The sequence below is a fragment of the Streptomyces sp. NPDC020490 genome, assembly GCF_044335305.1.
Lineage (GTDB): Bacteria > Actinomycetota > Actinomycetes > Streptomycetales > Streptomycetaceae > Streptomyces.
In genome coordinates, this window is record NZ_JBIRUY010000015.1 from 21,611 (window position 1) to 34,351 (window position 12,741).

The following is a 12,741-nucleotide window of genomic DNA, read 5'->3' on the forward strand; positions in this document are numbered from 1 at the left end:
CTCAGAACTGGGGTTATGGGCCGGGGCGGTGGCGCCCTCAGAAGTCGGCGGTGAGCGAGAGGTCGATCTCGTCGTCGCTCATCGTGGAGATCAGCTCCAGCAGCCGGCGCTCCACTTCGGCGGCCAGCCGCTCCACGGTGGGGTGCTCGAAGAGGTCGCGGACGGCCAGCGGGCAGTCGAAGGCGGTGCGCAGCCGGGAGGCGACCGCGACCGCCCGCAGGGAGTGGCCGCCCAGGGCGAAGAAGTCGTCGTGGACGCCGACCCGGGGCAGGTCGAGCACCTCGCACCACACCTGTGCGACGACCGTCTCGGCGGGGGTGCGCGGCGCCACGAAGGCGTGCGGTGCGCGGGCGGCGGGCTCGGGCAGGGCCGCGGTGTCCAGCTTGCCCTGCACGGTCAGCGGCAGGGCGTCGAGCAGCACGAACGCGGACGGGACCAGGTAGTGCGGCAGATGGGCCCGGCAGTGCGTGGCCAGGGACTCCTCCGACAGTCCGCTGCCCGCGGCGTACCCCACCAGGGCGGCCTCGCCGTGCAGGGTGCGGACGACGACCGCCGCGCCGGTGACTCCGGGGTGCCGGCGCAGCGCCGCCTCGGCCTCCGCGGGTTCGACGCGGAATCCCCGGATCTTGACCTGGTCGTCGTTGCGGCCGAGGAACTCCAGCTCCCCCGAGGGCCGTCGGCGTACGACGTCGCCGGTGCGGTACAGGCGCCCGCCGGGCCGGCCGAACGGGTCGGGCACGAACCGCTCGGCGGTCAGCGCGGGCCGCCCCAGGTACCCCCGCGCCAACTCCGGCCCGCCGACTAGGAGTTCGCCGGGAACGCCGTCCGGGACGGGCTCGCCGAGGGGGTCCACCACGTAGGTGCGGCGGCTGCCGAGGGCGCAGCCGATGGGCACCCGGCCGGGCGGCGGTGCGTCGACGGTGTGCGCGGTCGCGGAGATCACCGCCTCGGTGGGCCCGTAGGTGTTGAGCACCGGGACCGAGGGCAGGTGGGCGAACCAGCGCTCCAGCGGGTCGGCGGGCAGCGCCTCCCCTCCGGTGACCAGCAGCCGCAGCGAGGTGAGGCGGGGCGCCAGGGTGTCCAGGCGGGCGACCAGTTCCGCCCAGTAGGACGGGGTGAGTTCCATGACGGTCACCCGCTCCCGCGCGACGCGGGCGGCGAGCTGCTCGGGGGTCCATATCTCGTCCGGGCGGACGATCACCGTCGCCCCGGTGCTCAGCGCCGGGAGGATCTGCTCCAGGGAGGCGTCGAACGAGGTCGAGGCGAAGGTGAGCACCCGGTCCCGCGCGGTGAGCGCGAACCTCTCGCGGGCGGCGGCCACATGGGCGTCCAGCGCGTGGTGTTCCACGCCGACGGCCTTGGGCAGCCCGGTGGAGCCGGAGGTGAAGATGACGTAGGCGAGGGAGCCGGGGTCGGGATCGTGTCGCGGCCCGTCGGGGTCCGGCCGGACGTCGCGGACGTCGACCGCCGTCGCCCCGAGCGCCGTCACGGTGTCCCGGGTGCGGGCGTCGGACACCACGTGCCGTACGCCGGCCTCCCGGAGCATGTGGCGCAGCCGCTCCTCGGGCAGCCGGGGATCGAGCGGCACGTACACGCCGCCCGCCCGCCACACGGCGAGCATCGCGGCCACCGACCACACGCCCCGGCCCACGCACACCCCCACGGCGTCGCCCGCGGCCACGCCCGCGCCGGCGAGCGCCGCGGCGAGCCCGCCGGTCAGGGCGTCCAGGCGCGCGTGGTCGAGGGTGGTGTCCTCGCAGACGACGGCGGTGGTGTCCGCCCGGCCCGCGACCCGGAACCGGGGTGCGGGCGCGGCATCCGCCCCGGCCGCGGCCACCAGCCGGTCGCGCTCGGCGGCCGCGAGCAGCGGTGCCTCGTCGACGCGGATCGCGGGATCGGCGAGGAAGGCCTCCAGCAGCCGACCGACGTGGTGGGCGAACCGGGTGGCGGTGGCCGGGTCGAACAGGTCGGCGGCGTACTCGACGTTGAGCGCGAACCGGTCCGGGCGGACCACGAAGGTCGCGGTCAGGTCGAACTTGGCCGAGCCCCAGGGCAGCGTGAAGTCGGTGGCGTCGATTCCCGGCAGGCCGGAGCCGCCCGTGGAGGCGTCCTGGACGTCCACCATGACCTGGAACAGGGGGTTGCGGGACAGGTCGCGTTCCGGGCGCAGCCGTTCCACCACCCGTTCGAAGGGCACCTCCTGGTGGTCGAAGGCGCCCAGGACGGTCTCCCGCACCCGGTCCACCAGGCCGGCGAACGTCGGCCGCCCGGACAGGTCCGTGCGCAGCACGACGGTGTTGACGAAGAAGCCGACGAGCGGCTCCAGTTCGAGCCGGCCGCGGCCGGCGACGGGCGTGCCGACGGATACGTCCGCCTGCCCGGTCCAGCGGGCGAGCACCGCCTGGGCGACGGCCAGCAGCACCATGAAGCGGCTGGCGCCGCGGGCGCGGGCGAGCGCGTCCACGCGCTCCACCAGGTGGGCGGGCAGATCGACCTCGACGGCGCCGCCCCGGCCGGTGAACACCGCCGGGCGGGGCCGGTCGGTGGGCAGCTCGAGGGCGGGTGCGCCGTCCAGTGTGCTTTCCCAGTAGGCCAGTTGGGGTTCCAGGCCGCCGCTGTCGGCGCGCTCGCGCTGCCAGGCGGCGAAGTCGGCGTACTGGACGGGCAGCGGCGGCAGCTGTGCGCCGCGGCCGGTGCGGCGGGCCGCGTAGTGCCGGGCGAGTTCGTCCAGCAGGACGCCCTTGGACCAGCCGTCGGTGACGGCGTGGTGCAGGGCGAGCAGGACGACGTGGTCGTCGTCGGCCAGTTCCCACACACCGGCCCGCAGCAGGGGCGGCCGGGCGAGGTCGAAGCGGCGGGTGGCGAGCGCCGCGGCGGCCCGGCGCACCGCCTCCAGGCGGGAGGGCTCGTCCGGGCCCGCCGGGGCCGGCTCCCACTGGAGCGGGACGCCCACCGGGTCGCACACCTGCTGCACGGGACGCCCGTCGGACTCGACCAGCGCCGTGCGCAGCACCTCGTGGCGGGCCACCAGGTCGTCGAGGGCCTGCTGCCAGGCGGCGCGGTCCAGGCCGCCGCGCACCCGCCAGCAGTACCACAGCAGGTAGGAGTCGCCGCGGTCGGAGGTGCGGTCCAGGAACCACAGGCGTTCCTGGGCGAAGGACAGCGGCAGCGGCCGGTCGCGGTCGACGGGTACCAGCTCGGCCGCGCCGGAGGCGCGCGCGGCGCTCACCCGGGGGGCGAAGCCGCGGACGGTCGGGTTCTCGAAGACGGTGCGCAGTTCGATGTCGCGGCCCAGCTTCTGGGCGATCCGGGAGACCGCCATGGTGGCGAGCAGCGAGTGCCCGCCGAGGTCGAAGAAGCTGTCGTCGATGCCGATCCGGTCCAGGCCCAGGACGTCGGCCCACACCTCGGCGACGATCCGCTCCGTCTCGTCGCGCGGCGCGGTGAGCCCGGGGTCGTCGGCGTCGCGGGTGCGGACCGGGTCGGGCAGGGCGTTGCGGTCGAGCTTGCCGGAGACGCCGACCGGCAGCGCGTCCAGGACGACGAAGTCGGAGGGGATGGCGTAGTGCGGCAGCCGGCGCTCGCACCAGGCGCGCAGCTCCGCCCGGTCCGGCACTCGCGGCGCGTCCGGCGCCGGTACGACGTAGCCGGTCAGGCTGCGTCCGGTGGCGCGGTCGGGGCGGGCGGCGGCGGCGCCCACGAGCGGGCAGGCGCGCAGCACGGTCTCGATCTCGCCGAGTTCGATGCGGAAGCCGCGAATCTTGACCTGGTCGTCGGTGCGGCCCACGAACTCCAGGTCTCCGCCGGCCCGCCAGCGCACCAGGTCGCCGGTGCGGTACAGGCGGGCGCCGGGCGGCCCGTAGGGGTCGGGCAGGAAGCGTTCGGCGGTCAGCGCGGGCCGGTTCAGATAGCCGCGGGCGACTTCCGTGCCGCCGATGAGGAGTTCGCCGCAGACGCCGACCGGCACCGGTTCACCGTCGGCGTCGACCACGTACACGCGACGGTCGCCGAGGGGTCTGCCGATGGGCACGCTGTCCTCGGGGGGTTCGTCGGCGTCGTACGTGGTGGCGGTGACGGTGGTCTCGGTCGGGCCGTAGGCGTTGCACACGCGGACCCAGGGGACGGCGGCGCGCCAGGCGGCGAGGGTGTCGGCCGGGACGGCCTCGCCGCCGAGGACGAGCAGTCGCAGGGAGGCGAGGTCCGCGGCCTGTCGGCGGTCCAGGGAGAGCGTCAGCTCCGACCAGTACGTGGGCGGCACGTTGACGACGGTCACCTCGTGCCGGCGGACGACCTCGGGGACCTGGGTGGGCAGCCAGGGTTCGTCGGGGCGCATGACGACGGTGGCGCCGGTGGTGAGGGCGGGCAGCACCTGGTCGAGGGAGGCGTCGAAGGAGAAGGAGGCGAAGGCCAGCACCCGGTCGGCGGCGGTGATGCCGAGGCGTCGCCGGGCGGCGGCGACGTGGGAGGCGAGCGCCGCGTGCTCCACGCCGACCGCCTTGGGCCGTCCGGTGGATCCGGAGGTGAAGATGACGTGGGCGAGTTCGCGGGGATCGGGCCGGTGGCGGGGGCCGTCCGCGGCCGGCACGACGGCGGTGACGTCGACCGTGGCGGGGGCGAGTCCGGCGGCGGTGCCGGCCGTCGCCGGGTCGGTGACCACACAGCCGAGCCGGGCCTCCCGTGCCATGAACTCCAGCCTTTCGGCGGGGAGTTCGGGGTCGAGGGGGACGTATGCCCCGCCCGCCCGCCAGATGCCCTCGATGGCGGCGACCGACCACGGTCCGCGCCGCAGCAGCACGCCCACGGGGGTGCCCGCGGTGACTCCGGCCGCGCGCAGCGCGACGGCGAGTCCGCCGGTCATCGCGTCCAGTCCGGCGTAGGTGACGCTGTCGGCGCCGCAGCGCAGGGCGGTCGCGTCGGGCCGCCCGGAGAAGGCGACCGGCGCCGGCGGCCCGGACGGCCGGTCGGCGGCCCGGTGCCACTCGGGGCGGGGACGGGCCGGCGCCCCGGGTCCGGTGGGCAGGGCGCGGACCAGGTCCTGCACGGGTGCCTGGGGGTCGGCCAGGACGGCCCGCAGCAGTGCCGGGTAGGCGCGGGCGAAGGCGCGCATCGTGGCGGCGTCGAACAGCGCGGTGGCGTACTGCAGGACGGCGGCGATGCTGCCGTCCGTGCGCAGGGTCAGGTCCAGGAAGACGTCCAGCGGGGTCTCGGCGAGCGGCGGCTCGACGAGGGTCACCTCCAGGCCGGGTATCCGTATCGGCCGGATCGGGTTGTTGAGCAGGGTGAACGACGCCTGGGCGAGCGGGTGCCGGGACAGGTCGCGGGAGCCGCCGAGCGCGCCGACGACGAGGTCGAAGGGCGCCTCGGCGTGCGCGAGGTCGGCCGGGACCCGGGCGCGCACCCGGTCGAGCAGCGCGGCGAAGCCGGGCCTGCCGGACAGGTCGGTGCGCAGGACGACGGTGTTGACGAGCGGGCCGATCAGCGTGTCGGCGCCGCGCTGGGCGCGGTCGGCGAGGGTGCTGCACACGGCGACGTCGGTACGGCCCGACCAGTGGCCGAGGAGGGCCTGGTAGGCGGTGAGCAGCAGCATGTAGCGGGTGGCGCGCCGGGACCGGGCCAGGGCGTCGACGGCGGCGACCAGGTCGGCGGGCAGGTCGAAGCGGACGACGTCGCCGGAGCCGTCCCAGACGCGGGGGCGTGGCCGGTCGGTGGGCAGGTCGAGCGGGCCGAGTCCGGCGAGCCGGTCCCGCCAGTGCGCGAGCAGGCGCTCCAGGCGCTCGCCGGAGAGGCGTTCGGCCTGTGCGCGGGCGAGGTCGGCGTACCGCAGCGCGGGCGGGGCGACCGGTTCGCCGCGGTAGCCGGCGGCGAGTTCGTCCAGCAGGACGCCCCACGACCAGCCGTCCACGGCGATGTGGTGCACCTCGACGAGCAGCAGGTGCTCCTCGGGCGCCACCCGGGCCAGCGTCGCCCGGATCGGGGCCTGCGCGGACAGGTCCACGGGGCGGCCGAGGCAGCGGTCGAAGAGTTCGGCCGGGCCGGTCGCCTCGGTGTGTTCGAGGATCACGCCCGCCGGCGGGTCGACCACCGGCACCGGCTCGCCGTCGACGGCGGTGAAACGGGTGCGCAGCACCTCGTGCCGGTCCACGATCCCGGACAGCGACCGCTCCAGCCGGCCCGCGTCCAGGGGGCCGCGCAGCCGCAGCACCAGCGGGAGCATCGATCCGGTGGAGGAGCCCGCCAGCTGGTCCAGGAACCACAGCCGGCGCTGGGCGAAGGATGCCGTGCGGGTGTCCACGTAGTTCGGTGCCCCCTTGGGGGCCGGGCCTGTTGTCACTGTGAGCCTCCCAGCCGAGTCGTGGCAGCAGACTGCCGCCGGCCCGGCGCGGCCCATAGGGAAGAAGACGCAGCACCACCGGCAGACCGGCCTGCCGTTCCGGCCGGACGGTGCCCGGGACCCGTACGCCGGCGGCGCGGCCGGCCCACCGCGCGGGCTGCGGCGCGCACCGAGGACCGGCACGGCACCGCTCCGGTCCTGCCTGCGCCGGCCGGGCAGCGGCCGAAGGGGTGAACCGGAAGGCCCGTCCCCGGCTCCGGCCAGCCGGTCCGCGCCTGCCGCGCAGCCGGGACGGCTCGGACCGGGTTTGCCCGGTGGTGTGCGCTGACACAGGATCGGGCTGTCGCGGCAGGGCAAAAGCGCACGGAACGGACGGGATCGGTGCGATGACTGACAATCCGGAGGGCGGGGCCCGTCAGGATCCCGGCGGTCTTCGCCGGCGGCGCTTGCTCGGAGCCGCGGCGGCGGGCGCCGCCGGGATGACGGCCGCCGTACTGAGCGGCTGCGACCGTGCCGCGCCGCGTGCCCACCGGCCCGGTGCGGTGCGGCGAAGCGTCGCGGCGGAGCCGGACTGGCAGATCGCGTCGGCCGGTCCGGCTGACGCGGTCCAGGGCTACGCGGACAGGATCAGCGTCCGGCCCGGTGAGGAGTTCGGGTTGTACGTGTCGACCACCGCACGGAATTTCCGCGTCTCGGCGTTCCGGGTGGGCTGGTACGGCGGTGCGCAGGCCGGGCTGGTCTGGCGGTCCGGCCGGACCCCCGGGCGGGTCCAGAGCGGCAGCACGGTGAGCCGGGACACCCGGACCGTGCGGGCCGGCTGGGAGCGCAGCCTGACGGTCAGGGCCGAAGGCTGGCCGGAAGGCGCCTACCTGCTGCGGCTGGACGCCGACGACGGCCACCAGCGCTACGTCCCGCTGATCGTCCGCTCCGCCACGGCCGTGGGCCGGACCCTGCTCATGCACGCCCCGGCGACGTGGCAGGCGTACAACCGGTGGGGCGGTCACAGCCTCTACGCGGGCGAGGACGGCTCGTACGCCTCCCGGTCACTGGCGGTCAGCTTCGACCGGCCGTACGACGGGACCGGCGCGGAGAAGTTCCTGGTCTACGAGCGGGCGGCGGTGGTCCTGGCCGAGCGGCTGGGCATACCCCTGGCGTACACCACCGGCGTCGACGTCCACCTCGACCCCGGGGTGCTGCGCGGTGCGACCACGGTGGTGGCACTCGGCCACGACGAGTACTGGACGCCGGAGCAGCGCCGGTACGTCACGGCGGCCCGTGACGCGGGCACCAACCTGGCCTTCCTCGGCGCCAACACCTGCTTCCGGCGGGTCCGTCTGGAGCCCGGCCCGCGTGACGGCGTCCGCACGGTGGTCTGCCACAAGACCGACTACCGCCAAGACCCGTACCTCGAGCGGCACCCGACGATGGCCACCACCGACTTCCGCGTCGGGCCCGGCGCCGACCCGGAGTCCTCGCTGACCGGCGTGATCTACGAGGGCTTCCCCACCGATGCCCCCTACCGGGTGGAGAACGCCGGGCACTGGGTCTTCCGGGGCACCGGGGTGCGGCAGGGCGACAGCTTCGCGCACCTGGTCGGGGTCGAGTACGACCGGGTCGCCCAGGGCTTCCCGACCCCGGAGCCGATCGAGATCGTGGCCCACTCCCCGCTGGTGTGCAAAGGCCGCCCCAGCCATGCGGACTCGGCGTACTACACGGTGCCCAGCGGCGCGGGTGTCTTCGCGACGGGAACGATGCGCTGGGTGGAGGGTCTGATGGCCGGGACCGCCGAGGGCGGCCGCGACCACTCGATGGACACCCGCACCAGAAAGTTCGTCACCAAGGTCACGGAGAACCTGCTGAACGGCTTCGCCGCGGGACCGGCCCGCGGTTCCCGGCCCGCCCCGCGCGACAACGTGAGCCGCGTCTACGGAAGCTGACCGCCCGTGGACGGTTTCGGGATGAGCGACCCGCGGCTGACACCGGCACGCTCGGCGAGCGCGAGCGCGGTGAAGCCGCGCTCGGTGCGCCAGTGTTCGAGGTCGCGGCCCGGAGACTGCATCAGCGGATCGAGGTCCGGCGATGTCCGGCCACTTCCTGAAGGGGAGCATGCAGGTTGTTGTGAGGTCAGAGCCAGGTCAGGCGCCACAGGCGGAATGCGCCCGTGCCGTCCGACAAGTACTCGCCGCCGCCGACGTCTTCACTGGTGACGACGTACTCCTTTGCCTGCCACAGGGGGATGACAGGGACATCGCGAGCGACGGCCTCTTGCAGCTTTGTCAGGGTGTCGTCGGCCTTTGCCCGGTCGGCGTAGCGTTGGCTCGCGGCGATCATCCGGTCCACGGTCGTGCTGCTGTAACCGGTGTTCATCGTGCCGCCTGTGCCGACGAGCTGGCTGCCGAAGGTGTCCGGGTCGGGGTAGTCGGCGACCCAGCCGACCGCGTAAGCGTCGAGCGTGCCGCCCGCCCAGCGCTTCTGGAACTCGGTCCAGTCGTAACCCTTGAGTCTGACTCTGAACAGGCCGCCGGTCTCGAGCTGCCGTTTGATTTCCGCGGCCTCTTCGGCGGCGGCACCGCGGCCCTCGGCATAGCTGTAGGTGAAGTGCACCGGCAGGGTCACACCGGCCTCGGTGAGCAGTTGACGCGCCTTGCCGATGTCCGGTCTGGGGTAGTGGTCGAAGAAGGAGGTGGCGTGGCCGATGATGCCCGCAGGGATGAGTGAGTAGAGCGGGTCGACGGTGCCCCCGTAGAGGGTGACCGCGAGTCGGGGACGGTCGATCAGCCAGGCCAAGGCTTGCCGGACCCTGAGGTCGTGCAGCGGTTTCCCTTCTCGGACGTTGAGATAGAGGTTGCGGGTTTCGGAGCTGGTGGCTTCCGATACGTGTTGTCCGGGGTCGCTGGGGTCCAGGTCGGCGAGGGCTTTGGGGGGCAGTTGCCGGGTGGCGACGTCGATCTTGCGGCTCTTCCAGGCGCTGTCGAGGGCGCCGGGAGTGCTGTAGTAGCGCAGCTCGACGGGCCGGCCGGACTCCTTCGCGGCGCCCTTGTAGTGGGCGTTGGGCGACAGCACCACCTTTTCGCCCTTGACGTGGGAGCTCAGGGTGTACGGGCCCGTGCCGTCGATCTCGTCACCGGTGCGCAGGGCGTCGTCCGGGTATTTGGTCGAGTCGACGATCGAGCCCGCCCCGGTGGCCACCTTGAAGGGGAACGTGGTGTCCGGGGAGGACAGGTGGAAGGTGACGATGCGTCCTTCGGCCTCTACCGAGGTGAGGGTGTCGAGCAGGGCCGACGGGCCGACATCGGAGTTGATCTTCTTGACGCGTTCGAAGGAGAACTTCACGTCCTTGGCCGTCATGGCGCGTCCACTGGGGAAGGTGATCCCGTCGCGCAGTTCGCAGCGGTAGGTGCGCAGGTCTGCGGCGACGAAGGCGCAACTCTTGGCTGCGTCCGGTACGGGCTCGGCGCCGCCGGTCTCGAGGGTCAGCAGCGTCTGAAACACGTTGCTGTACAGGGCCAGGGAGCCGGCGTCGTAGCCGCCGGCTGGGTCGAGGGACGTAGCGGCGTCCGTCGTGCCGACCTTGATTGCTTTTCCCGGTTGCTCGTCCGACGGCAGCAGCAGCCAGCCCGTTGCCGCGACTCCGGTGAGTGCGAGCAAGCCGGCAAGGATGCGTATACGGGCCGTTCTCATCGGTTTTTGTCCTCTCCGGGTCTCAATTTCACGATCGGAACGGGAGCTCACCGGATCGGCCTCACGGTTTCACCAAGCCTGAATGCGGCCCATTTCTGCAGGTGCGGAGCTCGTGCCAATAGGTTTCGGTGGACACGGACCGCATGGCGTCGCCCAAGAGCATCGGCGCGGACCGGGACGTCGCGGGCCCGACCGACGACTTGCGCACCGAAGGCGGTCAGCTCTACGCCGGTGCCGCTGCGCATGAAGAGTCCTTCATCGAGCAGTCGCTCGATGCGGCGCAGTGGTGAACTCACCGCGGGCTGTGTGAGCCCGAGCGCGGCCGCTGCGCGCCCTACGCTCCCGGAGTCCGCGATTGCGCACAGCACGCGCAGGCGGCGCAGCTCCAGATCCATCAGTACACCTCGCTGTGTGGCGGAAACGGCAAGCGAATTATGCGTGTGCGCCGATTCCTGTGGGGCTCGGTCGCGCTTCTTGCGTGAAGTCTTATGCCGGGCCTGATGGTTCTGTTATGACCGGGACTATTGTCATGGCGGTGCCCACGGGCTTTGATCCCTGCAACCCGAGGCGACGATCGGACAGGTCACCGCCGATCTGGGGGTCAACCCCGAGACCGGGGCACTGGATCATGGCGGAAGAGGTATGGCTGAAACACTGAGTGCGACTCACCCGGAAGGCCATTTCTCAGCAAGCACCTGCGAAAGAAAGCAGCGACTGTTGCGCTTTCACGACGTTTAGCCGTGGAAGGCGAGCGGGGACAATTTCCGGTGCGACGATACTTACGGCAGAAAGGCGGCCGGCGTTGCGGAGGATCGTGGCGACCGGGCCCGATGGGCGGCACCCGCTGTTGTCCTCGCCGAGGTCTGCCTCGTGTGGACCGGCGTGTTCAGCCCGAGCGAGGCCGTAGTGGTCGGCAGGAGGCTCTCAACCAGGCGTTGTCCACCTCGTACACGCTGCGCCAGGCGGGCGCCGGTAGCGGCGGCTCCGTCGGCGGCACGGGCTGCCGGGCGGGCGCTTCCGTGCCATCGGGGCGGGTTGAACCAATGGGCGACGACACGGTCGAGCGGAGCGGCGGGGTCTGCCCAGGAAGTGCCGTTGGACCGGCCGCTCACAGCGTCCCTGGCGGATACCGGAAGTTCGAAGCCGAGGTCAAGCAGACTCAGCTCAGTCTTGTCTGCAGAGGTGAGGTCATGGTCTTCGGTACGCGGCCTCCATGAGACCCGGGCTTCGGGGAGCAGTCGTACCGGACGACGCCGGGCGCCTCAGTCCCGGCCGGTCCGGCCACCGGGCCGTCGTAGAAGGTGATCGGCTCTCCTGGCGCGCCGCAGGGGTACACCGGTGACAGAGGTGTCTCGGCGCTGAGCCCGGTTGCGCTCGTCCCCGACCGACGTCACCGCTCACCCGCAAGGTCGAGATCAACCCTGCTCGTCTCGGCCGCACCCTGAGCGCTCCGGGGACGGTGCCACGGACGGGCGATCGGACCGGACACCGCCCGCCACCACGCCTCCACCGGCAGCTTCCCCCTCGGCTCGAACGGCTCACCCGGCCGCGGGAACGCCACCGCCTGGCCGGCCTCCTCGGCCGCCGCCAGCGTCCACTCCCCGGGCTCGGCCCAGGCGTGCGGGGCGAGGTTGAAGGTGCCCCAGTGGATCGGCAGCAGCACCCCGTGCGGGGCGCCGCCCTGGAGGTCGAGGTGGGCCCGCATGCCCTCCTCGGGCGTCATGTGGATGTCCGGCCAGAACTCGCTGTACGCGCCGACCTGGATCATCGTGACGTCGAACGGGCCGTGCGCGGCGCCGATGTCCTTGAAGCCCTCGAAGTAGCCGGTGTCGCCGCTGTGGTAGATCCGGTGCTCCTCGCCGGCGACGGCCCAGGACGCCCACAGGGTGTGCTGGGTGTTGCGCAGGCCGCGGCCGCAGAAGTGGCGGGCCGGGGTGGCGGTGAGCGTGAGCCCGCCCACCCTCGTCTCCTCGTGCCAGTCCAGCTCGCGCAGCCGGGTCGCGGACACGCCCCAGTGCTCGAGGTGGGCGCCGACGCCGAGCGGCACGGCGAACAGGGTGTCCGTGCCCGCCAGCGCCTTGATCGTGGGCATGTCCAGGTGGTCGTAGTGGTCGTGCGAGATGACGACGACGTCGACCGGGCCGAGGGCGGCCAGCGGCAACGGCACCGGGTGCAGCCGCCGGGGACCGACGAAGGAGAACGGGGAGCAGCGCGCACCCCACACCGGGTCGAACAGCACCCGCCGGCCGTCGATCTCGGCGAGCACGCCGGAGTGGCCCATCCAGGTCACCCTGAGTCCGGTGGCAGGCGGCGCGGCGATGTCGGCGAGGGTGGTGGGGTGCACCGGGACGGTGCCCCGGGGAGCGCGGCGGGGCCGCTCGTCCTTGTCGAAGAAGACCTTCGCGAAGTCGAGCGTCGAACCGGAGGGCCGGGTACGCGCGACGCCCCCGGGGTTCTGGAAGACGCCGTCCTTGAAGTGCGGTGATCTGCGGATGCGCGCGAGGCGCTCACCGCTCGGGTCCGCGCCGAAGGCCGCGGGCCGCAGCGCGCGGAGCCCGGAGCTCAGGGGACGGGAACCGGACACGGGACCTCCAGGTCGGATCGGAGGCCTTCCATTATGGTCGGCCCCGCTGACAACGCCCGGTTCGCCGGGCCCGGCGGGGGCTTTCCAAGGAAAGACCAAAGATGCGGCGGCGGCCGGTACGGACCGGCCGCCGCCGGCGATGCCG

Annotated in this window: 5 protein-coding genes and 1 pseudogene; 1 reads left to right on the forward strand and 5 read right to left on the reverse strand. The window is 73.3% G+C overall.

The window, feature by feature from the left end:
* Nucleotides 1–37 precede the first annotated feature (37 nt).
* The gene (locus ACH4ZX_RS17510) at nt 38–6,292 is read right to left on the reverse strand and encodes an amino acid adenylation domain-containing protein (RefSeq protein WP_398273011.1); all 6,255 of its coding nucleotides are present in this window, start codon (nt 6,290–6,292) and stop codon (nt 38–40) included.
* 425 nt (nt 6,293–6,717) lie between these two features.
* On the opposite strand from ACH4ZX_RS17510, the gene ACH4ZX_RS17515 reads away from it, so the two are divergent.
* On the forward strand, nt 6,718–8,268 hold the full coding sequence (locus ACH4ZX_RS17515) for a N,N-dimethylformamidase beta subunit family domain-containing protein (RefSeq protein WP_398273013.1): 1,551 nt from the start codon (nt 6,718–6,720) through the stop codon (nt 8,266–8,268).
* Here ACH4ZX_RS17515 and ACH4ZX_RS17520 read toward each other — a convergent pair.
* The 4 genes and pseudogenes from ACH4ZX_RS17520 to ACH4ZX_RS17535 all read right to left on the reverse strand — a co-directional run bounded on the left by ACH4ZX_RS17520 (nt 8,256) and on the right by ACH4ZX_RS17535 (nt 12,596).
* Nucleotides 8,256–8,390, reverse strand: coding sequence for a hypothetical protein (locus tag ACH4ZX_RS17520; protein WP_398273015.1), 135 nt, complete (start codon nt 8,388–8,390; stop codon nt 8,256–8,258). The genes ACH4ZX_RS17515 and ACH4ZX_RS17520 overlap by 13 nt on opposite strands.
* Before the next feature lie 65 nt (nt 8,391–8,455).
* Nucleotides 8,456–10,012: an ABC transporter substrate-binding protein gene (locus ACH4ZX_RS17525; RefSeq protein WP_398273235.1), complete on the reverse strand. Its 1,557-nt coding sequence runs from the start codon at nt 10,010–10,012 to the stop codon at nt 8,456–8,458.
* A gap of 146 nt (nt 10,013–10,158) precedes the next feature.
* A pseudogene (locus ACH4ZX_RS17530) lies at nt 10,159–10,407 on the reverse strand (LysR family transcriptional regulator); the annotation flags it as partial.
* A 995-nt stretch (nt 10,408–11,402) separates the two neighbouring features.
* Nucleotides 11,403–12,596 (reverse strand): MBL fold metallo-hydrolase, encoded by a 1,194-nt coding sequence (locus tag ACH4ZX_RS17535; protein ID WP_398273016.1) that lies wholly within the window; start codon nt 12,594–12,596, stop codon nt 11,403–11,405.
* Nucleotides 12,597–12,741: the final 145 nt, after the last annotated feature.

Excerpts from the sequence above, each read along its gene's own strand:
- ACH4ZX_RS17525 (WP_398273235.1), bottom strand. The coding sequence starts at position 10,012 with ATGAGAACGGCCCGTATACGCATCCTTGCCGGCTTGCTCGCACTCACC.
- ACH4ZX_RS17515 (WP_398273013.1), top strand. The coding sequence starts at position 6,718 with ATGACTGACAATCCGGAGGGCGGGGCCCGTCAGGATCCCGGCGGTCTT.
- ACH4ZX_RS17520 (WP_398273015.1), bottom strand. The coding sequence starts at position 8,390 with ATGCAGTCTCCGGGCCGCGACCTCGAACACTGGCGCACCGAGCGCGGC.